We start from the raw sequence: 24646 nt of genomic DNA, 5'->3' as shown, positions 1-24646 counted from the left end.
GGGCGCCCAAAACGGCGGTTACTCAGCAGTCGATGCGGCTGGCCGGGGGTCGTGCCGGATCTGGGCGCCGACGGCGAATGCCCGGACCTTGGCATCGTTCCAGATATGCGCCGGAACGGCCCCGCCGAGCAGCTTCCGGGCCAGTTGCGGATCGTCGCCGAACGGCTCGTGGCTGCCGGCCATGATCATGTTCCCGTACCGCCGGCCCTTGAGCATCGCGGGGTCGGCAATGATCATGGTGTGCGGGAAGGTGTCCGCGATGGTGGCGGCGTCCTCGCGGGCGTGCTTGAGGTCCGGAGCGTCTCCGGAATTCACCACGTAAAGGCCGCCCGGAGCCAGCACCCTCGATGCGTGGTCGTTGAATTCGCGGGTGGTCAGCGCCCTGGGTGTGAGGGCGCCGGCAAAGACGTCCCGGATGATGAGGTCGCGGGTGCCCGGAGTGAGGCTTTCCGTGACTTCCCTGGCTTCGCCGACACGGATCCTGAGCAGCGGAGCCTTCGGGAGGTCGAACCAGCCGCGCACGTATTCGGCCAGCTTGCCGTCGAGCTCCACCACCACTTGGCGCGCGTCGGGGTAGGCGGCGTGGAAGTACCGGGCAAGGGAACATGCTCCGCCGCCCAGATGCAGGGCACGCAACTTCGGCTTGGACTCGGGCGGCCACGTGGATTCCACCAGGGCCGCAATCCAGCGCATGTACTCGAAGTCCAGGAACAACGGCTCTGCCACGTCGATGTGCGAGCTCATGACGCCGTTGATCTTCAGGAGCCAGCCGTTGGAATTGTCCGGGTCGGCAACGAGTTCGCAGTCGCCGGTGTCGATGTAGTAGACGCCTTCCACGGGTCCGTTCGGCTTCGTGCCCGCGGGCACCTCGATGACTCCGGCAGCCTGCCCGGCGCCCCTGCCCTTGCCACGCTTCGCCACTACAGCCGCCTTCTTCCGGTCATGCTTCAACCCTAGTTGACGCCCCAGCCTTGCGGTCAGCCCCCGACGGCGGCACGCACCATCCGGATCTCAGGCAGTTCGTGCCAATCCGGCGGCAGGAGCTGACGCGTACCGTCGGGCTGGAAACCATTCTTGCCGTAGAACGCCTGGGCACGTGGATTGTCTTCAAGCACCCATAGAAAGGCGGCAGAGTTGCCGATCACGGCGTCGAGCAATGCTTGCCCCACTCCCAAACCGTGCACGCGACGCAAGGTGTAGATCATCTGGAGTTCCACGTCGCATGGGCCGTCCTCATCGCGGGACGGACCGGAAGAAGCGATTCCCACAAGTGCTCCGTCGGCGTCATGGGCGAGCATCGGGCTGTACGAGACCGCCAATGCTTCGCGCTGCCTCTCGATCCGCGTGTTGATGGTGGCTTCACGGAAGGCGAAGAACTCCTCGGGCAAGAGGTGCCCGTAGCTTTCCCGCCAGGCAGCCAAATGCATGCGTGTCAGGGGCTCGACGTCGTCAACCGTTGCGGCGCGAAGGGTAAATTCCATGCGCACAGCCTAGCGTCACACCACGCGGGCTATCGCGAAGCCGTCCCAGCCCTTGGATCCGACGGTTTGGATGGCCGTTGCGTCGAGTCGAGGATCCCTGCCCATCATCTCGAGTGCCCCTACGATGCCCGGAGCGTTCACCTCATCCATCGAAGGATCCAGGATGGCCCCCTCCCAGATGACGTTGTCCATCACAATCACGGTGCCCGGCCTCCCGAGCCGAATGGCCCAGTCGAGGTAGTTGGAATCGTTCTCCTTGTCGGCATCGATGAAGACAAAGTCGAACGGGCCGTCCCGCGTGGGATCTTCGGCCAGCGCCGCGAGGGTCTCCAGCGCCGGGCCGATCCGGATGTCCACTTTGTGGCCGATCCCGGCCATGTCCAGGTTCACCCTGGCGACTTCAGCGTGTTTCCGGACGTATTCGCACGTGACCAGGCGGCCGTCGTCGGGCAGTCCCTGGGCCATCCAGATCGCGCTGAAGCCGGCCAAGGTACCGATCTCCAGCACGCGCCGCGCACCGGAAAGCTGCACCAGCATCCTGAGCAGCTTGCCGGCGTTGGGCGCAACCTCGATGGGCGGCATCCCGGCGTCGAGGGCGGACTGCACCGCGTGCTTGAGCGCGGCGTTCGGGCGGACGACGGCGCTGGACAAGTATTCCTCGACGGCCACCCAGCCGGGCTGGGCCTTGTGTTCAAACATGGCCCCAGTCTGGCACCGGGCACGGGACACTGGGAAGGACCTACTCCCCTTGGGCGATCGCCTTTTCCAGCCGCTCGACCTTGCCGGTGAGTTCTCCCGCGTATCCGGGCCGGATATCCGCCTTGATCACCAAGGACACCCGGTTTCCATACTTGCCCACGGCCTCGGTGGCGCGCTTGACGACGTCGAACACCTCATCCCACTCCCCCTCGATGGTGGTGAACATCGAGTCCGTCTGGTTGGGGAGCCCGGATTCGCGGACGATCTTCACGGCCTCGGCAACGGCGTCGTGCACCGAGCCATCAACGGATGCGGCGCCAGCAGTGGGCTGGCCGGACGGGGCGACTGAAAAGGCAAGCAACATGAATCCAGTCTTTCATGGGCAAGAATGTCACAAAAGTGATTGGAGGCCCTCCGTTGCTACTGTGAGCAGCATGGACCGGCCCTTGGAACGCAAGCCACTTAGAGCTGACGCTGCGCGCAATGTCGACAAGATCATCACGGCGGCGCGCCAGTGCTTCCGCGAGCTGGGGCCGGAGGTTCCCCTCCAGACGATCGCAGCCACCGCAGGTGTCGGCCCGGCTACCTTGTTCCGCAACTTCGCCGACAAGGAACAACTCGTCTTGGCCGCCCTGTCGCGGCAACTCAGGCTTCACGTGGACCCGGTCGTGGCGGAGTCCCTCGCGGGCATGGATGCCGCCGTCGGGCTCATCAACGTGATCGACGCCGTAGTCCAGGTTGCCAGCGAAGACGCCAACCTGCTGGGCGCTGTCGCCGGCCGCCGCGGACTCCTTGTGGGTATCACGGGCGGCTTGATCGATTCCATGGCCGAACTCCTCAGCCGCGGCCAGGGCCAGGGTTCGTTGCGCCGGGACATTTCCATTGAGGACATGGTGCGCCTTGTTGCGATGCTGATCGGCGCCGTCGACACCATGGAGCCGGGGTCGCGCGCCTGGGAACGGCCGGTCGCCCTGCTTGAGGACGCCATCCGCACCGAACGCCCGTCGCGCCCGCTGCCGCAGCAGACACCCATCCCCGGGATGACCTTCCAGTAACCAGCGCACGACGGCGTTGCCCACCGCGGCGACGATCGGAACCACCCGCGGCGGTTCAGTGCCAGCCGAGCAGCCGGAGCCCAGCGGCCGCTGCCGATCCGACGATGACCACTACCAGGAACGGGGCCCGGAGCCACAGCGCGACGGCCCCCGCTGCGAGCGCACCGAGCCGGGCGTCGAAGGCGAGAGACTGCCCCGATGCCACCGCATTGACGACGGTCAGGGACGTCAGGAGGCCGATGGTCATGGTGCCGGCCACACGCATCATCCGCGGACTCCGCAGCAGCTTCGCCGGCACGAAATAGCCCGAAAGCTTCGTCAGGTACGCCAGTCCGCAGGCGATGAGGATCCAGAGCCAGAGGTTCATTCGGCGTTCCTTTCGCGGCTGGAAGCGCCAGTGCTTGGATGACCGTGCGGGTAGGGATCGACGTCGGGCTCCATCCCTTCGTCGCTGCGACCGTGACTGAACCAGCCGATGGCCCCGGCCACCACGGCAGCCACGAGAATGGGCACGCCTGCTGGAACGAACGGGACCGCAACGATGGTTGCCAGCGCAGCGGCTGCGGCAATCGCCCACGGCTCACGGCCCTTGAGCCGTGGCCAGAGCAAGCCGAGGAACGCGGCAACGGCGGCGCCGTCGAGCCCCCATTGCTTGGGATCGCCCAAGGCGTCGCCGGCCAGGGCGCCGACGGCCGTGAAGATGTTCCACAGCACGAAGATGCCCAGTCCGGCGGTCCAGAACCCGCGGCGCTGTTCGTCCGGATTCCGTTGGCCCGAGGCAGTGGCCGTGGATTCGTCGATGGTGATGTGGGCTTGCGGGTACCTGAGCCAACCGCGGGGGCGCAGCAGCGCGTTCATCTGCATCCCGTAGATGCCGTTCCGCAAGCCCAGCAGCGCGGCCGCGGTCATGGCTGCAATGCCGGACCCGCCCCCGGCCACGACGCCGATGAAGGCGAACTGCGAGCCTCCGCTGAACATGAGCAGGCTGAACGCCATGGTCTGCCAGAAACTGAACCCGGAGGCCGAGGCCAACGCCCCGAACGAGATGCCGTAGAGGCCCGTTGCGATGCTGACGGAGAGGCCCACCTTCACCGCCGGGGATTCGAGGAGTTTCATGCTCCCCGTTTCGCTCCGGCCAAACTCCATGCCCACAGGATCAAGGGGACCTGCAAGGGCAGCCGCAGCGTGTGAATCCGCCGCGCGGATGCGGTTCCGCCAGGAGAGTACGCACGGCGGAGCGCGTCTACGTGCCCGGCCAGGAATGCCGTGAACATCAGCGTGGTGCCGCGGGCCGCGGCCTTGCGGGTGACAGGAATGATAAGCCCGACGGCGGCAGCCGCCTCAAGCAGTCCGCTCACCGCGATCCATTCCTCCCGGGACATGACCGCCAATGCGCCGTTACGCGGCGCGATTGCGCCGCCCCTGTCGTGGCCGTCCTTGAGCTTGGCGCTTCCGACCGCATGGTCCTTGCGGCAGAGATAGTCCGGGACAACCGGAGCGTAGAACTTCGGCTCCTGGAAGTGCTTCCTGGCGCTCACGAGTAACAGTGCACTCATGGCCGCCGCGGAGATTGTCTGGGTTGTCCGGGCGGACCACGAAAAAGGCATGTATTCATGCAACCACAGCCCCGCCCGGCGCGGTAACCGGAAAGGTGAAGAGCCGAGCACACACCGTTCACAATTGTTCAAAATGCTGTACCAGGTTCAACATAATGTATGTTCTTCCTTGGTCGGGCTTGGCTCCGACCACCGCCCGCGTTCACTGCCCCACGAAATTCAACGAGGAGTTCCATGCGCATCGCCCGACTACAGACACCCTCCGGCCCTCAGCATGCTGTCCTGCGCAACGGAAGCTGGGACCATATCGAGGATCCCTTTGCCGAGGTCCTTTCCTTCACGGGAGAAACCAGCTCCGCGGACGACGCCGAGTTCCTCGCCCCTGTCCGGCCTTCCGTGGTGCTGGGAATCGGGCACAACCTGGGCAACAACAACCACGTGCTGCCCATCCAGGCCTGGCACAAGTCGGTCCACAGCATCGCCGGTCCCGGTGACGACATCGTGGCCGTGCGCAACGCGGGCACGGTGAACGTTGAAGGCGAGCTTGCCGCCGTCATCGGAAAGCGTGCGGACAAGCTCACGGCCGAGAATGCCCTGGACCACGTCCTGGGCTACACAGTGGTCAACGACGTCACGAATGTCGACCAGAACCAGGTCGACGAGAGGCTCTTCCAGGGCAAGTCCGGCACCAACTACACCCCGCTAGGGCCGTGGATCGAAACCGGGATCGAGGATCCGGACAACGTGAGCACCGAGGTTATAGTCAACGGCGAGGTCAAGGCACGGTCCGGTTCCTTCAACCTGCCGTCCTCCATCACGGAGTGCCTCGTGTACGTCACCGAATGGCTCACCCTGGAACCGGGAGACATCATCATGACGGGAGCTCCGAACACCTTCGTTGCTGTCCAGCCTGGCGACCGAGTGGACATCACGCTGGGCGGCATCGGCACCCTTAGCAACACGATCATCTGACTCGCAGTTGTTGTCGTTTTGGAGCCCCAGAACGACAACAACTGCGAGTTAGTTGGGTGCCAGGGGTGCCTAAAGCTGGGCCAGGACCTGCGCCGGCTTGTTCGTGGTGATCTCGTGGATGCCGAGGCCTTGGCACAGGGCGACATCGTTCTCCGAATCGACGGTCCACACCCGGAAGCGGCGGCCTGATTCCAGCCAGCGCTGGACGGTGCGGGCGTGCTTCCGGACGTAATCGATGCCCGGGCCGGCCAGTCCGACCTCACAGTCGTCGAGGATCCGCTCGCCCTCCTGCTGGGCGGCCTTCATCACGTTGGCCACGGCTCCCCCGGTGAAAGCTCCCAGTCCAAGTTCATCGCGCACATCCTCCACTGTGACGTCGTCCACGAGCTGGCAAAGGTGCTCCGCAGGAACGAACTGGAGCAGGTGCTTGACTGAATCCGGGCTGAAGCTCATGAAGGAAACCTCGATGTTGTCCAGCATTGAGGTCTCCGCGTCCCACCCTTCGCCGGCCAGAAGCTCCAGCACGCGGTCTTCGAGCTTGAGCTGGTACGGGCTCGGGTGCTTGAGCTCGATGGCCAAGCCGATGGCCCTGCCGGCATCGCGCAGGATGTCCAGCAACTCCGGGAGCGTCAGGAGCTGGTCCGACTTTGCGCCGTACTGGTCCGGAATCCTGGCGCCCTTCCAGGAGGAGAAGTCCAGCTGCCGCAGCTCTTCGAGCGTCTTTTCGGCCACCGGACCGGTGCCGTCAGAGGTGCGGTCCAAGTTCGCGTCGTGAAGCAGGACCACGTGCTGGTCGCGGGTCAGGTGGACGTCGCACTCGACGCCATCGGCGCCGTCGGCGATTGCCTTCAGGTAGGCGGCACGCGTGTGCTCCGCAAATGCGGCACTGGCTCCGCGGTGGGCGTAGACCTTGGGCCGCGTGCTTTGTTCCGTTTGCTCCGGGCGACCGGGGTTGTCAATCGTCATGGGGACACGGTAGCCCACGCCCACGACGGCGACGGGGCTACGCTGGGCACATGCAGGTGAACTCTGAACAAATCCCGGTGACGGACAGCGATAGCGACCCGACGGCGGAGGCTGCCCGGCACGCAAGTGCCACGAACGCCTCCACGGTTGCCGCCGGCGTCGGGCAACGGAACGGCGACGCCGAAAAGGCTGCTGCCCTCCGTCGGATGAAATCCGTGGCGCTGGCGCTCCTGATTGTCATGGCGGTGGTTTTCACGGCCGCTTTCGCCCTGCAGAAGCAGTATCCGTGGCTGGAATATGTGCGGGCAGCTGCCGAGGGCGGCATGGTGGGAGCGCTGGCCGACTGGTTCGCCGTCACCGCCCTGTTCAAGTACCCCATGGGCTTGAAAATCCCGCACACGGCCATCATCCCGCGGCGGAAGGACCAGATCGGCGCTTCGCTTGGCGAATTCGTCGAGACCAACTTCCTGTCCGAGCAGGTGGTCCAGGAGAAGCTCGCGAGCGTGGACATCGCCCGGAAAGCCGGCACGTGGCTCGCCTCCCCCGGCGGTCCGGAGCGGATTGCCAAGGAAGGTTCAGCACTGATCCGCGGCGCGTTCACCGTCTTGAACGACGACGACGTGCAGGCAGTGATCGAGGGCATGGTCCGCAAGCACTTGCTCACTCCGCCCTGGGGACCGCCCGTGGGCCGGATGGCCGAACGGATCTTTGCCGACGGCCACCACCACAAGCTCGTGGATCTTCTGGTTGACCGGGCGGCGGATTGGGTGGAAGCGAACCACTCCACGGTGAACCGGCTCGTGTCCGACCGTTCGCCCCTCTGGGTTCCGTCCTTCGTGGACGACATCGTGGGCGACAGGGTCTACAACGAAATCGCCAAGTTCATCCGGGCTGTGCAGCAGGATCCCGATCACCAAGTGCGCCAATCGATCGATACTTACCTCGGGGATCTGGCCCAGGATCTCCAACACGATCCTGCAATGATTGCCCGTGCCGAGACAATCAAGACCCAGGTTCTCGGTGATCCCGAGGTCCGCGAGCTCGCCTCCCGCACGTGGGGAACCATTAAGGACGCGCTGCTCACCGCCGTCGACGATCCCGACAGCGAACTGACACAGCGTTTCAAGGGCGCCGTCCGGGACTTCGGTTTGCGGCTTGTCCACGATGACGAACTGGCGGGCAAGGTCAATGCCTGGATAGGTGATGCTGCGGGGTACCTCGTCAAAACGTACCGATCCGACATCGCGGGGGTCATTACGGACACCGTCGCGCGCTGGGATGCCGAGGAAACCTCACAAAAGATCGAACTCCAGGTCGGCAAGGACCTGCAGTACATCCGGATCAACGGCACGGTGGTGGGGTCGCTGGCCGGTCTCGCGATCTTCGCAGTGGCGCACTTGGTGTTCGGCTGACGCGGGTACGCGTGCGGGCATCGGTACCGGCGGGCTGGAAGGGACATGCCCGTCCCTGCCCCTGAGCAACGGACATGATGCCAATATGTCCACTCCACCTATCCAGGAACGCGCATGTCCAACGCGGCGTGGGCACGAACAAGGGACATGTCCACTCCTCGCAGCCCAGAAGGGGCATGTCCAGTGATGGGGATCCTCAGCCCAGGAAACGGATCCGCTGGCCGGAGCGGGCTTGGCCTAACAAGTCCAGGTCCGTGCGACGCACCACCGCAATCACCGGGTAGCCACCCGTCACGGGATGGTCTGCCAGGAATACCGTGGGAAGGCCCGACGGCGGCACTTGCAGAGCGCCGAGCACCATGCCTTCGCTGGGCAGTTCTTCGAGCCGGGTCTGGGTGAGCGGACGGCCCACCAGCCGGGCACCGATCCTGTTCGAATCAGGCGACAGGGTCCATTCCTGGCTGACCAGGCGGCGCCAGGAGTCGAGGTCGAACCAGTCAGCACGGGGGCCGCGATCCACGCGGGCCGTGATGGCGCGCCCCGGATCAGGAGCGCGGCGGATAGCAGGGAGGACATGTGCCTTGCCGCGGGTTCCAGCCCCGGCTCCAGCCCCGGTTCCAGCCCCCGTCCTGGCTCCGGAGCTCGGGCCGTTGCCAGCGGAAGCCCGCCCGATTCCCAACTGCCCACCCGAGGTCAACGGTGCGGGGCCTTCACCGGAGAGCATGTCCGTGCTGCTTGAACCGAGGAGCGTGGGCACGTCGATGCCGCCCTGTACTGCCAGGTAATACCGCAGTCCGAACAGCGGCGAACCGAAATCAAGCACGGCGCCCGGAGCCACCCGGACGGCTTGGTTCAGCGGAATCTCGGCACCGTCCAGGGTCACGATCCCCTCGGCGCCCGCCACCGCAATGGTCGACGCCGTGACGAACCGCAGGCGAAGCCCGCCCAGCAATGTTTCCAGCCCGGCCGCTTCCGCCGGGTTCCCCACGAGCAGATTGGCAAGGCGAAGGGATTGCCGATCCAGGGCGCCGGAGGGGCTCAGCCCCAGCGAGGCCCAGCCCTGCCTGCCAAGGTCTTCCACCAAGGTGAGCGGTCCGGGGTTCACCACCACGATCCCCATCAGGCCTCCACGAACCGGACCAGGTCGCCCGGCCGGATCAGCGCGGGCTCGGCTTTGGACGCATCCCATAGTGCCGCCGTCGTGGTTCCAATCAGCTGCCAACCGCCCGGGGAGGATCGCGGGTAGACCCCGCTGAATTCGCCGGCGAGGCCAACAGAGCCAACCGGCACGGCGGTGCGTGGAGTGTTCCGACGCGGGACGCGGAGCCGCTCATGGGTCGTGACCAGATACACGAAGCCGGGCGCAAAGCCGGAAAACGCGGCCGTCCACTCCGAGTTCGAGTGGAGCTTGACCACGTCGGCCTCGCCCATGCCCAGGAACTGCGCCGTTTCGGCGAGGTCCGGGCCACCGTAAGAGACCTCGATGGTCACTTCGCGGCCCGAAGCTGCAACGTCGTATGCCGGTTCTGCGGACTGCAGCCAGTCGCGGACTTCGGAAGGACGGATCTTTTCGGAATCGAAGGTGACCAGGACAGTGCGGGCGGCGGGCACGACGTCGATGATCCCCTCCGGCGCTGAAACTCCGGCCGATGTGCCGGCCCGGGTCAGCCCGCGGTAGTACGCGACGACGGCGGTCAGTTCCGGCAATTCCACCAAGAAGGCGCTGTCGCCGCAGGGCAAAAGCTCCCGGTCAGGCGAAGGATTCAATCTCCACACCAGCTTCCTCGAGGCCGGCGCGCACCGCCGCAGCCAGCTCGACAGCACCCGGGGTGTCACCGTGGATGCACAACGAATCGGGCTTCACGCGCACCACTGTGCCGTCCACCGCCAGCACCTCGCCCCGCACGGCAAAGCGCACGGCCCGCTCGACGACTGCGGCGGCGTCGTGCACCACCGCGCCGTCCTGCGAGCGCGGCACCAGCGTTCCGTCCGGCATGTAGCCGCGGTCCACGAAAGCCTCCCGGAACACCGGGTGCCCGGATTCTTCGGCGAGCCGCAATAATGCCGAACCCGGTAGGCCAAGGACGGGAAGCCCGGGATCGTAGGCGTGAATTGCGGCCACCACGGCTTCGGCCTGCTCGACGTCGTTGACGATCCGGTTGTACAGGGCACCGTGCGGTTTGACGTAGTCCACGGAGGCTCCGACAGCGTGGGCCATGCCGTCCAGTGCACCTAGCTGGTAGAGGACGTCGCCGAAGAGCTCATCGAAGGACATGTCCATCGATCGGCGCCCGAAGCCGTGCAGGTCCCGGTAGCCCACGTGGGCGCCCACCCGGACATCGAGTTCGAAGGCGGCCCGGCAACTGTCCAGCATGGTCACCGGATCTCCGGCGTGGAAGCCGCAGGCAACGTTGGCGCTGCTGACAATCCGGAACATTGACGCGTCGTTCCCCATGGTCCAGGAGCCGAACGACTCCCCCGAATCAGCGTTGAGATCCACTATTTTCCGCCTTCCAGCGCGTTCTGGCGGGCGGCTGGGAGCAACTCGCCCGGGATGATGTCCGGCATGGGACCGAATGCTTCCCTCGCCGAGGCCGCTACGGCACGCCCCATGACGCGGTTTCCGACGCCGCCCACCACGGCCCCGACGCCGAAAGGCAGGGCCCGGCCGAGGAAAGCGGCACCTTGGCGCCGGACGAGCCGCTTGAGGAAGGCGCGCTGGATGGCGTCGCGAATGACGCCGAATCCTCCGCCAGGCAGCTTCTTGGTGAGGGTCTTGCCCCAGGCCTGCGTGACGCCTCTGCCCTTGCCGAGCGATTGTCCGCTCAGGGCGCCCAGCAGGGCGGTGCCTTCCTCGCCGAGCATGATGGCCATGACCATGGTTCGTGCACGGTCCGGATCGGTCAGGCGGATGCCGTGGAGTTCGGCCAGGGAAGCGGCGTACAGCGCGGTTCCTTCCAGGAAGCCGACCGTGGCCACCGCGGACAGTCCCAGCGAGGCTGCGGTGCCGATCCCGGGCACGACGGCGGTTGCCCCGACCGCGGCACCCCCACCGGTGACTGCGCGGAGGTAGTCGCGCTCCAGTTTCGCGGCCAACTGGGCCGCCGTGGCCTGCGGGTGTTTGCGCTGCAGGCGTCGCAGGTTGGCCAGGACAAGGGGACGCTGGACTTCGACGGCGCGAAGCAGCACGTTATGGACACCGGGCTTGGCTTTGCCGCTGGCGTCGAACATGGCGTTGTGCGCGGTTTCCTGCGCAATCTTTACTGCCGGGTTGGGTCGTTTTGCCATTCTTCACCTCTGCATTCAGCCGTTGGATTCGTTCGGTAGTTCCTTGGCCTAGCCTAGGCCACACGCCGCGTCCCCGGCGTAGACTTTAAGGCGTTCGCGGGAACAGTCCAACGAAGGACAGGAAGTATCCGGAATGAACAAGGCAGCAGAGACCAACGACGTCCGCCACCACAGTGACGCCCCTGCCGAAGGGGAAACCGAGGGCTGGGTGCCCCACGATACGGGCCTTCACAGCCAGGAACCCGCCGAAGGGCCGGATACCGACGACGCCCCCGCAAAATAGCGTTCAGCCGGCGAAATCGGGGGGCCGAAAGTGGCTTCGCACGGAGTACTCGTCTCTCCGGGGGATACCCAACCGGGGCAATTATTGGCGCGCGTCCTCGGGGAACTGCGCGCTTTGGAGAAGCACGACGCCGCGAGCTTCCGCACCGTCCGCCGCCGGGTTTCAGCGGAAATCGCCACGATGGACGCCGCCGTCGTCTTCAATCTCGCCGAAGGGCTTGTGCGAGCCGGCTTTGCCTGGGAGGGATGGGAATTCATCAATGCCCACCAGGCGGCTTTCGCCGAGCTGACGCCAGCCCGGCTTGAACACTTGGGAGAAGGCATCACTACTTGGGGGCAGGCCGATGCTTTTGCGACCGTCTTGGTGGGACCCGCGTGGCGCGAAGGGCTCATCCCGGACACCGTCGTCGACCGCTGGGCACGGAGCCCGGACCATTGGTGGCGGCGCATTGCGCTTGTCTCCACGACAGTCCTGAACACGAGGTCCCGGTGGGGAACGGGCGACACACAGCGGACGCTCGGCGTCGTCGGGATCTTGATCAATGATCGCGACGACACCGTGGTCAAGGCAGTCAGTTGGGCGCTGCGGTCCTTGGTGCCGTGGGATCCGCGCGCCGTCCGGACCTTCCTGGAAATGCATGAGACCGAGCTTGCCGCGCGGGTGAAGCGCGAGGTGCGGACCAAGTTGGAGACTGGGCTGAAATCACGCCGGCGCAGCGTTCATGGCACCGATCTCTCCAAGTGAAGCATCCGACACCCGAGGAAGTGGCGCCATGCATATAGCCTTCATTTGTTTGCCTGCCGCGGGACATGTGAACCCGACCTTGCCAGTGGTCGCAGAGCTGGTCCGTAGAGGCCACCGGGTCACGTACGCCACGTCGGCGAAGTACGCGAAGGCCGTTGAATCTGCCGGCGCCGCGTTCTTTCCGAGTGGAGAGGACCTGGCGGCCTTCCTCCCGCCGCGCGAGCGTTCCGCAGAGGGTGGCCCGGCGCCGGCCGAGGGGGCTCCGGCACCTTCGCCGATGACGGGGATGTTCGCGGGAATGCCGTCCGGAATGATGTCGGGACTGCTCGAGCGGATCCTCGAGGGCGCGAGGGAGGAGTTCCCGGCGCTGCTGGCCCGACTGGCCGAGGATCCGCCGGACGGGTTGGCCTACGATGCCATGACGCTCTCCGGTAAGATGGCTGCCGCGAAGTTGGCCTTGCCCGATATTGCGTTGCTTCCGAGCTACGCCACCAATGAACATTTCTCGATGCGGGATCTCATGCCGGGCCCGCCGCCGCCAGGCATGGTGGAGGCCTGGAAACAGGTCGGCCAGCGGATCCATGATTTCGCCGCGGAGCATGGCGTGGGCCATCTGCAATTCATGGGAGGCCCGCCTGCGTCGTTGAACATCTCCTTCATCCCAAAGGAATTCCAGCCCTTGGGAGAGACTTTCGATGCCAGGTTCCACTTCGTGGGCCCTTGCCTTGGCTTGCGAGGCAACGAGGAGTCCTGGCAACCCCGGGTGAAGGACAGTCCACTGTTGTTCGTCTCTCTGGGCACAACCCCGTTGAATGACCGCCCGGATTTCTTCAGGATGTGCCTGGAAGGATTCGCGGGCACCGAGTGGCAAGTTGCCATGGCAATCGGAGAGCGCGTCGAGGAGTCGGAGCTGGGAGACATCCCGGAGAACTTTGAGGTACGGCCCTTCTTTCCGCAGCTGGAAGTCCTGCCGCACGCTTCCGCCTTCCTTTCCCACACCGGGATGAACTCGACCATGGAGGCCCTCTATTTCGGGGTGCCGTTGGTGGCCTTCCCTCTGCAGCCTGAGCAAGGAGCCAATGCGCGCCGCGTGGAGGATCTTGGACTCGGGCGGCGGCTCCGGCTGGAGGGGCTCTCCCCGCAGCTGATCCGCGACACGGTCCTTGACGTCAGCGGCGACCAGGCGATCAGGGGCAACCTTGAGGCGATGAGCGCGCGCGTCCGCGGCTCCGGGGGAGCTTCCGCAGCCGCCGACGCGATTGAGGACTTCCTGCGCGGCCCCGCCATCGGCCTTCCGGTGCCGCCACATGCTGGGTAGCCTGCGGCCTGCATCCGCTGCTGAGTAACTGTCGTTCTGAGCGCCCAGAACGACAGTTACTCAGCAGTCGATGGCTTAGGCCCGCGCGCTTCCGATCACGGGAAGTCCCGCCGTCGGGAAGAGGCTCGGGAAGACGGACGGCGCGGGGTGCGGCACGTCGTCGAGGGGCACAGTGACCGTCTCGACGCCGACGACGAGCCGCTCGCCGCGCACGCTGACCTCCAACGGTTCCCTACCGGCGTCGGGCGCTGAACCTGCGTCCGCAACGAGCGAAAGGCTGATGGACCCTGGCCGCAGCTCGACGGACAAGAGCCGCCCGCGGATTTTGAGCCGGAAGGACAGGCTGTCCCACTCGGCCGGCAGCCGCGGATCGAAGTGCGGGACGTGGCCTTGGTCCCGCATGCCCGCGAACCCGCACACCAATGAACTCCAGATGCCACCGGTGGACGCGATGTGCACGCCGTCAACGGTGTTGTTGTGGGTGTTGTCCAGGTCGACGAACAAGGCCTCGGTGAAGTGCTTGAGCGCGATGTCGGAGTAGCCCACCTCGGCCGCCATGATGCCTTGGACACAAGCGGACAAGGTGGAGTCGCCGGTGGTGATGGGATCGTAGAAGTCGAACGCGCGCTGCTTTTCCTCGGCCGTGAAGTCCTGCCACTGCAGGAACATCGCCAACACCGTGTCCGCCTGCTTGAGGACTTGGTGCCGGTAGATCACCAGCGGGTGGAAGTTAAGCAGCAGCGGGTACTTGGAGCGCGGCGTGGACCAATCCCACGGCTCCAGGGTCATGAAGTCGTTGTCCTGGCTGTAGATCTCCATGTCCGGATCGTAGGGAAGGGACATGCGCGCGGCGGCTTGTTGCCACACCATCCGCTCGGTATCCGGGACGTCCGGGTGTTCCAGTGCCGCGGCGGCCCGCAGGTTAAAGCGGGCCATGACGTTGGTGTAAAGGTTGTCGTTGACCACGGCCGTGTATTCATCCGGGCCGGTGACGCCGTGAATGTGGAACAGGCCGTCCTTGCCGAAGAAGCCCAGCGACGCCCACATCCGCGCTGTTTCGATCAACAGGTCGGCGCCCACTTCGGCGCGGAAGCTCGCGTCGCCGCTGGCCCACTGGTAGCGGTTGGCGGCGAAGGAGATGGCGGCGGCGATGTGGAACTGCGCCGTGCCGGCGGCGTAGTAGGCGCTGGCCTCGAGGCCGTTGATGGTGCGCCACGGGAACAGCGCACCGTCCACGCTGAGTTCCTTGGCCCGGATCCGGGCGTCCGGAAGCATCGCATGGCGGGATTCCAGCACCTGGCGGGCCGCGGCCGGGTTGGTGTACGTCAGGTACGGCAGCAGGTACACCTCCTGGTCCCAGAAGTAGTGGCCCTCATAGCCTGAGCCGCTGACACCCTTCGCCGGGATGCCGGCGACGCCGGCGCGCGCGGTGGCCTGGGCGAGCTGGAACAGGCTCCAGCGAACGGCCTGCTGCTGTTCGGGCTGGCCACCAATGGTGATGTCCGCGGTGGACCAGTAATCGCGGTAGTGCGCCGCACCTTCGGCCAGGAGCGCGTCGAACGGCACGAGTCCCAATTCCGCGTCCGACGCAAGGATCTCGCCGGGGTCCGCTGCGCCTGCATCGGCGCTGTTCACGACGTAGCTCACGCTCTTCTCCAAGCGGAACGTCTCGCCCTCATTCACGGCCATGACGTAGCGGACAGTGGACTCGTCCTCCCCCACCACGGTCTCGAAAGGCTGGCCTTCGGCGGAAATCCAGTGATCCACGGCCATGCCGATGCGCTGCCTGGATTCTGCGGTCTCCCAAGCCATGCGCAGGGATCCGTCGGAGCCCTGGAGGTGAAGCGGGAGCAACACCCTGCCGGCGTGGCGGCCGGAACGCCGCGGATCGTGGGCCGAGTGGTCCTCCACAGGCTGGTCCTGCCGATTGATCACCAAGGAGGTGACGTCGGCGGAAACCAGGCGGTCTGCGATGAGGCTCAGCTCGATGCCCAGGGATCCCCTGGAATCGATCCCGACGGCGCGGCGCTCCACCGTGGTGACAATGGCGCCTGAACGGCACTCCCACGTCACGGCGCATTCGTACACGCCCGTGGCGAAGTCGATGCTGCGGCGGTAATTCTGCACTGCGGACTCGGTGAGGCTCAGCTGCTCGCCGTCGATGACGATGTTGAAGTTGTTGGCATCCGGAACATAGACGATCCGTTGTCCCGTGCGGGCGAAGCCATAAGCGTTCTCGGCGTGCTTGATGTCCCACGTTTCGTGGAAACCGTTGATGAACGTGCCGGGGAGTTCAGCGTCCGCCCCCGCCCAATGGGCGCCGCGGATGCCCAGGTGGCCGTTGCCGAGGCTGAAAAGGGTTTCAAGCGTACCGGCATCGCCGGGAACGTGGATGCTCTCCACGAGCTTCCACGGTTCGCAGGGGAAGCGCAGCCGGTCGGAGCTGATGAGTGCCATGGACTGTTGGGTTCCTTCTGTTTCTGGTGAAACGGTTTGGTTAGAGAAGATCGTCGAGGTCGTCGACCACGAATGTCGCTCCGGCGTCGAGCAGGGTCTGGTGACCCGCCCCCCGGTCCACCCCGATCACTGCGCGGAAGTTCCCGGCGCTGCCGGCCTGCACACCGGACACTGCGTCCTCGACGACGACGCAGCCCTCGGCGGGCACGTCCAGCAACTCGGCCGCGTAACGGAACGTGGCCGGATCCGGCTTGCCGGGGAGCCCGACGGCGGCAGCCACCTGGCCGTCGACCACCACCGGGAAGTAGCCAGAGAGTCCCGCCGCCTTCAGGACAGCGGGCGCGTTGCGGGAAGAGGATACGACGGCGAGCTTGAGTCCCAGCTCCAGTGCGGCGTGGATGAAACGGACAGAGCCCGCGTAGGGCTCCACCCCGCGCGAATCCACGATCTCGTTGAAGATCCGGTTCTTGCGGTTGCCCAGGCCCTGCACGCTGGTGTTGGCGGGATCGTCGTCGGTGGGTCCTTCCGGCAACGTGATGCCACGGGACGTGAGGAAATCCCGGACACCATCGAAGCGCGGCTTGCCGTCGATGTGGTCGAAGTAGTCGCTCTCCTGGTAACCGTCCGGATGGCCGGTTTCGGCCAGGTATCCGTCGAAGAGTTCCTGCCAAGCCTGCTCATGGACGACGGCGGTTGGCGTCAGCACGCCGTCGAGGTCGAAGAGGAGCGCGGTAGCGCCCGTCCAGGCGGTCTTCTGGGTGGCTCGGGTATCAGTCATGGTGGGGAGTGGTCCGTTCAGCGCTGACGGCGCGTGGTTTTGCGTTCAATGAGTTTCGTGTCAAGGAAATGGTTGGAAGGTTCGTTGGGGGCGTCGGCGTTCTGGAGCCGCTCCACCAGGAGGTTGGCGGCGAAGGCACCTTGGTCCGCTACTGGCTGCGCCACCGTGCTCAGGCCGAGGAACCAGCTCATGGGGTGGTCATCGATTCCGATCACGGAGACATTCTTCGGTGCGGACAATCCATGCTCGCGCATGGCCATGAGGGCCCCGAAAGCCGCCTCGTCGCAGTCCGCGAACACAGCCGTTGGAAGGCTTCGGTGGGCAATGAGTTCATTCATGGCTTTGCGTCCGCCGTCGATCGTGGAGTCCGAGTTGATGACCAAGTCCGGATGAACGGTCAGGTGATGGTCTTTCAATGCGCGGCCGAATCCCTTGAGCCTGTCGCTGGCCGTCAATACCGAGTTCTCTCGCGTTTCGCGGCCGGACAGCACCGCCAGATCCCAATGGCCCAGCCCCAGAAGGTGTGACGTGGCCTGCCAAGCCGCGAGTTCGTCGTCGATCCCTACGTTGTCCCACGGTACGGAAGTCATCCCCACGCTCGCAACTGCAAGGCCCGACGCGGCCAGGAGGGCAACCTCGGATTCGCTCAAATCGACGTTGAGGAGCAACACTCCGTCCACGCGCTGGGACAGCCCAAGGAGATCGCCGAAGATCTTCCGCTTGACGCTCGACTTCCCCCGCAGGCTGATCAGGACGGTGTCGAAACCGCTGTCACCGAAGACTTCCTCGGCCGCTTCGACGGCCTGGGCGAAGAACCAGGCCGTGGCTGTGGGGGCGATGATGGCGATGGAGCCGGTACTTCCGCCGGCCAACCGGGCTGCCGCGGAGGATGCCTTGTAGCCGAGCTTGGCGGCGGCGTCGGACACTTTCACTTGGGCTTTTTCGGACACGTTCGGCAGGTTCCGCAGAGCGCGTGAAACGGTGCATATTGACAGGCCCGAGAGGACGGCAACGTCCTGGATTGTCACGCGGTGAGCCTTAACCATTCAACACGGCCTCAACCCTTTCATCTTCTGTCTTCGGCGGCACATCCTTGCACCGCCGAAGAAGAGTGTAAGCGCTTACAATTTTGGCAATCAAGAGTTGTTTTCCAGCACTCCCGAATGTGACGCAGGCCTCACTTCAGCGAAGGACGTAGAACCGCAGAAAAGCGCTGACATCCGCCATTTCCCGGGCCTCGATCCGGTGGCCCATGCCGGGGTAGGTTCTCGCGGTGAGAGCCATGTTCTTGTTGAGCCATTCCTCGGTGTGCTCGATGGCGTCCCTGAAGACCACCGGATCCGCTTTGTCCCTCCCCCAAAAGAACGGAGGCGGGGAATCGAAGGACTCGCTGAGCGCCAGAAGGTCGTTTTCCAACACGAATCCGGAGAGGCCCACGGTCGCCTTGAAGCCATCCGGACGCAGCCGCAGGAGCGTGCTGGCCATGGCCATGCCTTGGGAATAGCCCAGGAGGCTCACGCTGCTGTGGTTGCGCTTGACCGACTCAATCCAGGCGAACACCTTGTTGGTGGCGGTGATGACGTCCGCAAAGTCGTTGGCCAGGAAGTAGTCCAGCAGGAACCAGCCGTACTGGTCGCCGATCGGCATCGGCCCACGAAGCGCGGCGCAGGTGAATTCTTCCGGGATCTGCGGAAAGAGATTCACCATTCGCTGCTCGTCCGTGCCGTATCCGTGCATCATCACGAGGAGCGGCGTCCCGGCACGTTCGTTTTCCGGCTTGGACCAGACGACTGTTTCCATGGGCCACAGCTTAGTGGGGCCGGGACCGCGGCATGTTGGACCACACGGGCTTCGGAGCCCGGCGTGAAGCCCCGGCCGCCTGCGCGGCGGGCTAATGCCCAGTGATGACCTGTCCGGCCTTGATGACCATACGTGTGCGACTTTCGTCCCAGAGCACCGGCGGTTCATCGACAGGGTTTCCGTCCAGGATGACCAGGTCTCCCAAGGCTCCTTCGGCTATACGGCCCAGGTCATCGCGACGCAACAAGGCTGCGTTGGTCGATGTTGCCGAGCGGAGCGCATCGTAGACACCCAGTGCTTCGCATTGCAGGCGGAGCCCGGCCAGTTGCTCATCCTCCAGTTCCCCCATGAGGTCCGTACCAAATCCAATCCGGACCCCCGCGTCGCGTGCCAACACGACGGCGTTCCGGCCGGCATCCAGCACTTCCCGGTTCTTGGCCGCCCCTATCTCCGTGAGACCGATTTCTTCGCCGCGTCGTGCCATCGCGTCGTAGGTCGCCAAAGTCGGTACCAGGTAGACCTCATTGTCGGCCATCAAGCGGGCAGTTTCGGCATCCAGCAGATTGCCGTGCTCAATACAGCGCACCCCGTTGAGTACCGAATGACGGATGGCCTCGGGCGAGTATGCGTGGGCCGTCGCATAACTGCCCCGTCGGGACGCCTCTTCGGTTACAGTGCGGATTTCGGCCGAGCTGTACTGCGGAACCCTGATGGGGTCGACGGGTGAAATGACTCCGCCGGACGTCATGAGCTTGATGGCCGTGGCTCCGGCGCGGAAGCGGTTCCGCACGGCCCGCAGCAGCTCATCCGCGCCGTCCACCACTTCGCACATGTGGCCGCCATGGAAGCAACCGCCGTCGTCCGCGGCCCGGATGTCACCGTGGCCGCCTGTCTGGCTCAGGGCTGGTCCGGTAAAGAAGTACCTCGGACCTGCGTACAAGCCTTCGTCGATGGCATTGGCAAGCCCTATGTCTCCTCCCGCTACGTCACGGACGCTCGTGAAGCCCCGGTTCAAGGCCGCCTCAAGTCGCCGGGCCCCTGCGAGCGCAGAGTAGCTCAATGGCCCCGTTTCGTTCTTGGCGGCGGTCAGGCTGAGCGCGTAGGCATGGAAATGCGCATCGATGAGCCCGGGAATCACGGTACGGCCGTCGGCGTCAACGATTTTCCCGGCCTCTTCCACGTCTCGCCCCACTTCCGTGATACGGCCTTCGCGGACCGTGATGGAACCTTCGATCAGGTTCCTGGCCTCGCCATCGAAGATGAGGGCGTTCCGGATGGTCAGTGTTCCCGGCGGCGTAGTGGTCACGTGTGGAGATTCCTTTCTGCTGTTTTCGCGGGCGCCGCTCCGTGGCGGCCGCCCGCGAAGGATTAGTTGGTGGTGGCGAGCGCGTGTTCGAACAGCGGCACGGAGCGCTGGGCGATCTCCACGGCCGCATCCACCGATGACTGCCCGTAGCTACCCTCAGGGGCAAGGAAGTTCATGGATCCGATGGTCTCACCGTTGCTTACCACCGGAACGTTGACGATGGCACCACAACCCAGCGACTCAATGGTTGCCGAGTCGAAGAAGAATGCCCGGACTGCTTCCTTATCCACCCCAAGGAACGGCTGCTGGCCCTTGAGGACCTGCTCGAGCCACACCGGGTTGGTGTCCCCGTCCAGGGTCTTCCTTCCGCCGACGGGGTAGACCCCAGGGTGGCTCGTATAGATGCGCGCCATGCTGGTGCCTGCGTCGGCGACGACGGAAGCGGTGAACAGGATGACGCCGGGGGTTTCCTGTGCGGCGGCATGGACATCGTCAAAGTTTTCGAACTGGGAACTCATGGGAGTCCTTTCTGGTTTGGCCGGGATTGGCGGTACTCGTCTTGTTATGGATTGAGCGGCGAAGCGTGCTGAGGATGAGATGGACGGACAAGAGCTTGGCTGGGATGTCGAGGGGGACGCCCAGTTCGCGGGCACGGTTGAGCCGGGTCTGCAGAGTGTTCCGGTGCAGGTCAAGGGAGCTTGCTGCGAGGCTGACGGAGCCGTGGTGGTCGAGGAAGGCCCCTGCAGCCGCAATGACGAGGTCTCTGTCCGGGCTGGCCATGAGCAGCGGCAGCGTCAGTTCGGCCACGAGCAGGACCGAGTCCTCATCGACGAACGTCGCGGCCGCCGCAACGTCGAGATTGGCGAAGCCTGCCACGGTGCCGGGCCCCGTCGAGAGAGCGGATTCAGCGGCCAAACGGGATTCACGGACGATATTCGGCAGCGCGGCGGGTTCCTCGCGCCACCGAGAGAGTCCTGCCCCCAGACCCAGTTCCTCCAATGACTTCCCGAGACGGACCCGGATCCGCGCTTCGAGCTGGTCCGCCGCCTCTTGGTATCCGACGGGAACAAGAGCGAGCCAGCCACCGTGGACTTCGGCCAGGGGGCTGCGGACTGTGACTTTCCGCCAGAGCAGCCGCAGCACCGCTGTGAGCTCCGGACGATGAGCTTCCAACGACGCCCTGCGGATCCACACGGCCACATATTGTTCCTCCCCACGCCAGCCCAGCTGAAAGAGCAAGTGCCGGTGACGTTCCACGAACGTGGTCCAGGAGGAGCCGGGGTCGTGGTTCAAGCCGACCAGGGCCGCCGTGGGTACTGCACGCGCCGTGTCGAGGACATCTCCCAACAGCCACGCAGCGTTTACCGACGGCGTGGCCACCTCGAGGATCGACCGGACGAGCTGCAGGTTGTGGACTCCGGATCTTGGCACCCTTGCGGTGAGCCTGGACGGGACGGAGCTATTCGAACCGCGAACATCCACGGTGATGATTTCGGCTGCCTCCCGGGTGGGCGTTCCCGCGGACGCCAGGCTCACGCCGTCGTACTCCAGCAGGATTTCAACACCGTCCAGCTCCCTGGAGATGGTCTTCAGGACGGCTCCCAAGGTCGTGTCCTTCGCGACCGCCCGGGCAAACCGCGCCAGCTCGGCGTCCACCACGGAAAGGGCAGCGCCGATTTCAGCGGCCAGTGCGAGGGCTATGCCGGATGTGTCGCCCTCGGCAGCCAGCAAGGTGATACCCAGCCGCTCGGCGAGGCCGATCACAGCGCTGGAGTAGGTACTTCCAGCGACGACGACGGCGCTGGCCTTCCGCTCCCAGGCGTGCCGCAGGGCTGCGGACACCAGCCAACCGCCGGAGCCCATCTCCGCGGAAAGGACGATGACGGTGTTGGGCCGCACCCGCTGGATGGCATCGAGCTGGGAGACAAGAACGACGCCGTCGATTGCCGCACTGGACGGAGTGAGATACAGAGGGGTGGTGCCGCGGAGGGAGCCGTGCGCCAGGAGCCCTGCGACATCCAGATGGTTCTCGCTTTTCGATCTACGCATGGTGCCGCCTTGGGTGTTCGATCGGAATACCAAAGGCCTTCGGTTCAGCAAGATCGAGGCCTGCCTTCGAGTACCACTGCGCCGCAGCCGTGATCTTCAGGACGTCAATGACATCGCCCACTCGCACATCGTCGATGTTGACGACCGTGCCGTGCTCGGAGTTGAGCAGCGAGACGATGTCCGGGACGGCCGCTGCGATGGCGCCATCAACCAGGACCAGCAAGATTTCGTTCTGGATCTCCAAGCGGATGATCTGCCCGGATCGTTCGTCCACGAGCGTCACGCTGGACGGCAGCGCCGGAAGGCCCAGGTCCGAAGGGCGCGACAGTCCTTCGACGTGACTCACCCGGGCCCGGGCAATCCGGGTAGCACCAAGAAATTCAGCGAGCTGCTGGAACTTGCGGTCAACCGAGGTTTCAGCGTCGAGGATCTCCCCGATTCGGATCATCCGGCTGATGGAGCCGTGGACTCCGTGCTCGCGCATTTGGCCCGCTGAGCACGGATACATGGCTGTAGCGGCCCACCCACCCATCTCCGTGACGAGGGCCCGCACCAGGGTTTCGGCCCGCTGAGGGTTGTGAGCCTCCACCACTGCCCGTTCGCCGGTCACTCCCATGAGGGCGATCGGACTGATGGGGACGTGGCCGATGTTCAGGGTGGTTTGGCTGATCAATGGAAAAACGCGGCCCATGGGGTCGGAATCAATCACCGGCAGCGAGGACTGCAGCCCGACCATGAGGGGAACAATTCCGTTGATGTTGGCGGCGGCGAGCGAGTAGATCGCCCGCACCTGTCGGCCGAGGTTGGCCTCGATGGCACGGATGCACCCGATGAACTCATCGCCTACCGGAGGCATATCCGCGATGAAGAGGCCCTGGGTGACCATTCCGATCGCAACCACGAGGTCATCGGGGGCCAGCTCGTCAATCGAGATGAGCTCCAAAGCGCGGTTTTCCATGGCCTTTTCGATCATTTCCGCGTAAACGTAGATGGCTGTCGGGTCGATGGTGCAGGCCAGGAAGTGTGCGCCGGTTCGTAGATGCCGGACATCCTCCGCCGTCAGCAGGGCGCCCATCGGCTGGCACCCTCTCCCGCCCCGAAGGGTGTCCGTACGTGAATTTCGGCGGCATCTTCAATCGTGTCCCCGGAGACTTCACCGGCGGCTTGGACCCTGATCCGCACGATGCCGGGGTTGCCATAGGGCATCGCATAGACGTTCGATTCAATGATCCGCGTGAGCCCGGGGCTCGCCCCCAACTGAACGGCTGCCGACTCGGCATCTTCTTCCGCGCGACGCTGCACCAACTGGAGGTCCGCCCGCCCGCTCACCGTCTCCAACCTGTCGATCCAGGCGGTCAGGGGCGCGACGGCGGACCCCACCTGTCCGGCGTCGTGCGCAGCTGCCAGCGTGGGAACCAGCCCGAACGGGAGCGGGGTGTCCTGTCCGCTTCGGAGGTCGGCAATCACCGAGGGGACCGCAGGGCGGACGGGGTGGTCGGCCGTGTACGGTTCGACGACGGCGGCGTTGCTGGCGAGGCTCGCCTCATATCCTTGGCGGATGACGCTTCGCGTCGCAGGGAGGCCCCCGCGGATTTGGCCCACGGTGACCCCGGAGTCCGCACAGATGACCACCTCCCCGTCCGGGGCGCCGGCCAAGGTAGCCGCGCCGAGGATCTGCATAGCGGGTTCGGGTCGCAACCCGTGAATCGGAATCACCGCCAGCCGCGCAAGCGGCGCGCGGCCGCCGTCGTTCTTGGCGAACCACATCGTGGCGGAGGGAAAATGCCGCCGTCCCGATGCATCCAGCATCGCGGCCAGGTCCTCCCCTGTTTCCATGAGGGCGCTGTTCAGGATGGCTGTGTAGTCACGGTCGCGGAAAACACTGGAATAGAAGTCGCTGGAGATGCTGATGCGCATTTCGCTGTCACTGGACAGGATGGCATCGGCAATGCGCGTTTCGTGATCCTTCGACGCCGTCGACCCCACGGAGGTGATCGCAATGTTCCTTACCTCTCCGGACAGGATGCCCGGAAGTTCGGCAAGGAAAGCCTCCAAACCTAGCGGAGCGAGGGGGCGTCCCCGCAGGTCGTGGCCTCCGCCGACGTGGACGGTCCTGGCCACCACTGGTTCGACGAGTGCAGGCAGCCCAGTCACGTGGAACGCGTCGGCAGGCGGGCGGGGCGAAATCCGGATCGCGATGACCGAGGCTGGTTTCCGTGCAACGAGGACTCGTCCGGCGTCGGAAGTAATGTCCGTCACTTTCGTAATTTCCGTACCAAGCTCGTGGCGAAGCTCTTCGAAGGTGGTGTCGACTGCCTCCGCAAGCGTGGTGCATCGCACCGCAGCCGCAGCGGCCACCACGCTGTGCCCGTCCAGCACCAACGCCCGGCAGCTTGTTCCCTGCAACCGCAGTCCTATGCGCATTGTTCGGCCTCCTGTTCAGCCTGCTGCAGTTCCCTCACCAAATCATGACCATGTTCCA

27 protein-coding genes are annotated in these 24646 nt (G+C 65.1%); 6 read left to right on the top strand and 21 right to left on the bottom strand.

Annotated elements, in window-relative coordinates:
* Nucleotides 1-18: 18 nt before the first annotated feature.
* From KNN17_RS02105 to KNN17_RS02090, 4 genes are read right to left on the bottom strand one after another with little or no spacing between them, the layout of a single operon-like run.
* The gene (locus KNN17_RS02105) at nt 19-921 is read right to left on the bottom strand and encodes a spermidine synthase (RefSeq protein WP_241707299.1); all 903 of its coding nucleotides are present in this window, start codon (nt 919-921) and stop codon (nt 19-21) included.
* 56 nt (nt 922-977) lie between these two features.
* Nucleotides 978-1481, bottom strand: coding sequence for a GNAT family N-acetyltransferase (locus KNN17_RS02100; RefSeq protein WP_241707298.1), 504 nt, complete (start codon nt 1479-1481; stop codon nt 978-980).
* A gap of 15 nt (nt 1482-1496) precedes the next feature.
* A complete protein-coding gene (locus tag KNN17_RS02095) occupies nt 1497-2180 on the bottom strand; it encodes an O-methyltransferase (RefSeq protein ID WP_241707292.1) in 684 nt (227 codons plus the stop codon).
* A 40-nt stretch (nt 2181-2220) separates the two neighbouring features.
* Complete coding sequence (locus tag KNN17_RS02090) at nt 2221-2544, bottom strand: thiamine-binding protein (protein WP_241707288.1); 324 nt, start codon at nt 2542-2544, stop codon at nt 2221-2223.
* Between the two features lie 70 nt (nt 2545-2614).
* On the opposite strand from KNN17_RS02090, the gene KNN17_RS02085 reads away from it, so the two are divergent.
* Nucleotides 2615-3235: a TetR/AcrR family transcriptional regulator gene (locus tag KNN17_RS02085; RefSeq protein WP_241707286.1), complete on the top strand. Its 621-nt coding sequence runs from the start codon at nt 2615-2617 to the stop codon at nt 3233-3235.
* Nucleotides 3236-3290: 55 nt separating this feature from the next.
* On the opposite strand, the gene KNN17_RS02080 is transcribed toward KNN17_RS02085, so the two are convergent.
* From KNN17_RS02080 to KNN17_RS02070, 3 genes are read right to left on the bottom strand one after another with little or no spacing between them, the layout of a single operon-like run.
* The gene (locus tag KNN17_RS02080) at nt 3291-3602 is read right to left on the bottom strand and encodes an AzlD domain-containing protein (RefSeq protein WP_078106844.1); all 312 of its coding nucleotides are present in this window, start codon (nt 3600-3602) and stop codon (nt 3291-3293) included.
* Nucleotides 3599-4351: an AzlC family ABC transporter permease gene (locus tag KNN17_RS02075; protein WP_241707284.1), complete on the bottom strand. Its 753-nt coding sequence runs from the start codon at nt 4349-4351 to the stop codon at nt 3599-3601. Before KNN17_RS02075 ends, KNN17_RS02080 begins: the two co-directional genes overlap by 4 nt.
* Nucleotides 4348-4842, bottom strand: coding sequence for a DoxX family protein (locus tag KNN17_RS02070; protein ID WP_241707281.1), 495 nt, complete (start codon nt 4840-4842; stop codon nt 4348-4350). The genes KNN17_RS02075 and KNN17_RS02070 overlap by 4 nt, the downstream gene beginning before the upstream one ends.
* Before the next feature lie 183 nt (nt 4843-5025).
* Here KNN17_RS02070 and KNN17_RS02065 point away from each other — a divergent pair, with 183 nt between their 5' ends.
* Nucleotides 5026-5763, top strand: a complete 738-nt coding sequence (locus KNN17_RS02065; RefSeq protein WP_241707279.1) for a fumarylacetoacetate hydrolase family protein — start codon at nt 5026-5028, stop codon at nt 5761-5763.
* A 69-nt stretch (nt 5764-5832) separates the two neighbouring features.
* Here the strand turns inward: KNN17_RS02065 and KNN17_RS02060 are convergent, their stop codons facing one another.
* Nucleotides 5833-6729, bottom strand: a complete 897-nt coding sequence (locus KNN17_RS02060) for a glycerophosphodiester phosphodiesterase (protein WP_241707278.1) — start codon at nt 6727-6729, stop codon at nt 5833-5835.
* A 206-nt stretch (nt 6730-6935) separates the two neighbouring features.
* Between KNN17_RS02060 and KNN17_RS02055 the strand changes: the two genes are divergently transcribed.
* The gene (locus tag KNN17_RS02055; RefSeq protein WP_372489611.1) at nt 6936-8141 is read left to right on the top strand and encodes a DUF445 domain-containing protein; all 1206 of its coding nucleotides are present in this window, start codon (nt 6936-6938) and stop codon (nt 8139-8141) included.
* Between the two features lie 196 nt (nt 8142-8337).
* Here the strand turns inward: KNN17_RS02055 and KNN17_RS02050 are convergent, their stop codons facing one another.
* The 4 genes from KNN17_RS02050 to KNN17_RS02035 are packed head-to-tail and all read right to left on the bottom strand — an operon-like array spanning nt 8338 to nt 11429.
* The gene (locus KNN17_RS02050; RefSeq protein WP_241707276.1) at nt 8338-9261 is read right to left on the bottom strand and encodes a biotin-dependent carboxyltransferase family protein; all 924 of its coding nucleotides are present in this window, start codon (nt 9259-9261) and stop codon (nt 8338-8340) included.
* On the bottom strand, nt 9261-9854 hold the full coding sequence (pxpB, locus tag KNN17_RS02045) for a 5-oxoprolinase subunit PxpB (protein WP_241707365.1): 594 nt from the start codon (nt 9852-9854) through the stop codon (nt 9261-9263). The genes KNN17_RS02050 and pxpB overlap by 1 nt, the downstream gene beginning before the upstream one ends.
* 37 nt (nt 9855-9891) lie before the next feature.
* Nucleotides 9892-10641 (bottom strand): LamB/YcsF family protein, encoded by a 750-nt coding sequence (locus KNN17_RS02040; protein ID WP_241707273.1) that lies wholly within the window; start codon nt 10639-10641, stop codon nt 9892-9894.
* Nucleotides 10641-11429 carry a hypothetical protein gene (locus KNN17_RS02035; RefSeq protein WP_241707272.1) on the bottom strand — a complete coding sequence of 263 codons (789 nt, stop codon included), beginning with the start codon at nt 11427-11429 and terminating at the stop codon, nt 10641-10643. Before KNN17_RS02035 ends, KNN17_RS02040 begins: the two co-directional genes overlap by 1 nt.
* Before the next feature lie 133 nt (nt 11430-11562).
* Here KNN17_RS02035 and KNN17_RS02030 point away from each other — a divergent pair, with 133 nt between their 5' ends.
* From KNN17_RS02030 to KNN17_RS02020, 3 genes are read left to right on the top strand one after another with little or no spacing between them, the layout of a single operon-like run.
* Nucleotides 11563-11712, top strand: coding sequence for a hypothetical protein (locus KNN17_RS02030; RefSeq protein WP_171983445.1), 150 nt, complete (start codon nt 11563-11565; stop codon nt 11710-11712).
* Between the two features lie 30 nt (nt 11713-11742).
* Nucleotides 11743-12456: a DNA alkylation repair protein gene (locus KNN17_RS02025; protein ID WP_241707270.1), complete on the top strand. Its 714-nt coding sequence runs from the start codon at nt 11743-11745 to the stop codon at nt 12454-12456.
* A gap of 28 nt (nt 12457-12484) precedes the next feature.
* Nucleotides 12485-13774 (top strand): macrolide family glycosyltransferase, encoded by a 1290-nt coding sequence (locus tag KNN17_RS02020; protein WP_241707268.1) that lies wholly within the window; start codon nt 12485-12487, stop codon nt 13772-13774.
* A gap of 75 nt (nt 13775-13849) precedes the next feature.
* Here KNN17_RS02020 and KNN17_RS02015 read toward each other — a convergent pair whose 3' ends face one another.
* The 9 genes from KNN17_RS02015 to KNN17_RS01975 form a co-directional block, all read right to left on the bottom strand.
* On the bottom strand, nt 13850-16231 hold the full coding sequence (locus tag KNN17_RS02015; RefSeq protein WP_241707265.1) for a glycoside hydrolase family 65 protein: 2382 nt from the start codon (nt 16229-16231) through the stop codon (nt 13850-13852).
* Between the two features lie 40 nt (nt 16232-16271).
* Complete coding sequence (locus KNN17_RS02010) at nt 16272-17009, bottom strand: HAD family hydrolase (protein WP_241707264.1); 738 nt, start codon at nt 17007-17009, stop codon at nt 16272-16274.
* 17 nt (nt 17010-17026) lie between these two features.
* Nucleotides 17027-18037 carry a LacI family DNA-binding transcriptional regulator gene (locus KNN17_RS02005; protein WP_241707263.1) on the bottom strand — a complete coding sequence of 337 codons (1011 nt, stop codon included), beginning with the start codon at nt 18035-18037 and terminating at the stop codon, nt 17027-17029.
* A gap of 154 nt (nt 18038-18191) precedes the next feature.
* Nucleotides 18192-18809 carry an alpha/beta hydrolase gene (locus KNN17_RS02000; protein ID WP_241707262.1) on the bottom strand — a complete coding sequence of 206 codons (618 nt, stop codon included), beginning with the start codon at nt 18807-18809 and terminating at the stop codon, nt 18192-18194.
* 91 nt (nt 18810-18900) lie between these two features.
* On the bottom strand, nt 18901-20115 hold the full coding sequence (locus KNN17_RS01995; RefSeq protein ID WP_241707261.1) for a metal-dependent hydrolase family protein: 1215 nt from the start codon (nt 20113-20115) through the stop codon (nt 18901-18903).
* A gap of 62 nt (nt 20116-20177) precedes the next feature.
* Nucleotides 20178-20633, bottom strand: a complete 456-nt coding sequence (locus tag KNN17_RS01990) for a GAF domain-containing protein (RefSeq protein WP_241707260.1) — start codon at nt 20631-20633, stop codon at nt 20178-20180.
* Complete coding sequence (locus KNN17_RS01985) at nt 20608-22164, bottom strand: helix-turn-helix domain-containing protein (RefSeq protein WP_241707259.1); 1557 nt, start codon at nt 22162-22164, stop codon at nt 20608-20610. Before KNN17_RS01985 ends, KNN17_RS01990 begins: the two co-directional genes overlap by 26 nt.
* Nucleotides 22157-23239, bottom strand: coding sequence for a DUF917 domain-containing protein (locus KNN17_RS01980; protein ID WP_241707258.1), 1083 nt, complete (start codon nt 23237-23239; stop codon nt 22157-22159). Before KNN17_RS01980 ends, KNN17_RS01985 begins: the two co-directional genes overlap by 8 nt.
* Nucleotides 23224-24588, bottom strand: a complete 1365-nt coding sequence (locus KNN17_RS01975; RefSeq protein ID WP_241707257.1) for a methylhydantoinase — start codon at nt 24586-24588, stop codon at nt 23224-23226. The genes KNN17_RS01980 and KNN17_RS01975 overlap by 16 nt, the downstream gene beginning before the upstream one ends.
* Nucleotides 24589-24646 lie beyond the last annotated feature (58 nt).

It is taken from the genome of Arthrobacter bambusae (assembly GCF_022606295.1).
GTDB lineage: Bacteria > Actinomycetota > Actinomycetes > Actinomycetales > Micrococcaceae > Arthrobacter > Arthrobacter bambusae_A.
Note: the sequence above shows the minus strand (reverse complement) of the source record. Positions and strands in the feature narration are given on the sequence as shown.

What these genes read in the sequence shown, in the direction of transcription:
- KNN17_RS02090 (WP_241707288.1), bottom strand. Translation starts at nt 2,544, where the DNA reads ATGTTGCTTGCCTTTTCAGTCGCCCCGTCCGGCCAGCCCACTGCTGGC.
- KNN17_RS02020 (WP_241707268.1), top strand. Translation starts at nt 12,485, where the DNA reads ATGCATATAGCCTTCATTTGTTTGCCTGCCGCGGGACATGTGAACCCG.
- KNN17_RS02030 (WP_171983445.1), top strand. Translation starts at nt 11,563, where the DNA reads ATGAACAAGGCAGCAGAGACCAACGACGTCCGCCACCACAGTGACGCC.
- KNN17_RS01975 (WP_241707257.1), bottom strand. Translation starts at nt 24,588, where the DNA reads ATGCGCATAGGACTGCGGTTGCAGGGAACAAGCTGCCGGGCGTTGGTG.
- KNN17_RS02060 (WP_241707278.1), bottom strand. Translation starts at nt 6,729, where the DNA reads ATGACGATTGACAACCCCGGTCGCCCGGAGCAAACGGAACAAAGCACG.
- KNN17_RS01990 (WP_241707260.1), bottom strand. Translation starts at nt 20,633, where the DNA reads ATGAGTTCCCAGTTCGAAAACTTTGACGATGTCCATGCCGCCGCACAG.
- KNN17_RS02095 (WP_241707292.1), bottom strand. Translation starts at nt 2,180, where the DNA reads ATGTTTGAACACAAGGCCCAGCCCGGCTGGGTGGCCGTCGAGGAATAC.
- KNN17_RS02075 (WP_241707284.1), bottom strand. Translation starts at nt 4,351, where the DNA reads ATGAAACTCCTCGAATCCCCGGCGGTGAAGGTGGGCCTCTCCGTCAGC.
- KNN17_RS02070 (WP_241707281.1), bottom strand. Translation starts at nt 4,842, where the DNA reads ATGCCTTTTTCGTGGTCCGCCCGGACAACCCAGACAATCTCCGCGGCG.
- KNN17_RS01985 (WP_241707259.1), bottom strand. Translation starts at nt 22,164, where the DNA reads ATGCGTAGATCGAAAAGCGAGAACCATCTGGATGTCGCAGGGCTCCTG.
- KNN17_RS02035 (WP_241707272.1), bottom strand. Translation starts at nt 11,429, where the DNA reads ATGGCAAAACGACCCAACCCGGCAGTAAAGATTGCGCAGGAAACCGCG.
- KNN17_RS02010 (WP_241707264.1), bottom strand. Translation starts at nt 17,009, where the DNA reads ATGACTGATACCCGAGCCACCCAGAAGACCGCCTGGACGGGCGCTACC.
- KNN17_RS02000 (WP_241707262.1), bottom strand. Translation starts at nt 18,809, where the DNA reads ATGGAAACAGTCGTCTGGTCCAAGCCGGAAAACGAACGTGCCGGGACG.
- KNN17_RS02050 (WP_241707276.1), bottom strand. Translation starts at nt 9,261, where the DNA reads ATGGGGATCGTGGTGGTGAACCCCGGACCGCTCACCTTGGTGGAAGAC.
- KNN17_RS02065 (WP_241707279.1), top strand. Translation starts at nt 5,026, where the DNA reads ATGCGCATCGCCCGACTACAGACACCCTCCGGCCCTCAGCATGCTGTC.
- KNN17_RS02100 (WP_241707298.1), bottom strand. Translation starts at nt 1,481, where the DNA reads ATGGAATTTACCCTTCGCGCCGCAACGGTTGACGACGTCGAGCCCCTG.
- KNN17_RS02085 (WP_241707286.1), top strand. Translation starts at nt 2,615, where the DNA reads ATGGACCGGCCCTTGGAACGCAAGCCACTTAGAGCTGACGCTGCGCGC.
- KNN17_RS01980 (WP_241707258.1), bottom strand. Translation starts at nt 23,239, where the DNA reads ATGGGCGCCCTGCTGACGGCGGAGGATGTCCGGCATCTACGAACCGGC.
- KNN17_RS02015 (WP_241707265.1), bottom strand. Translation starts at nt 16,231, where the DNA reads ATGGCACTCATCAGCTCCGACCGGCTGCGCTTCCCCTGCGAACCGTGG.
- KNN17_RS02055 (WP_372489611.1), top strand. Translation starts at nt 6,936, where the DNA reads ATGAAATCCGTGGCGCTGGCGCTCCTGATTGTCATGGCGGTGGTTTTC.
- KNN17_RS02080 (WP_078106844.1), bottom strand. Translation starts at nt 3,602, where the DNA reads ATGAACCTCTGGCTCTGGATCCTCATCGCCTGCGGACTGGCGTACCTG.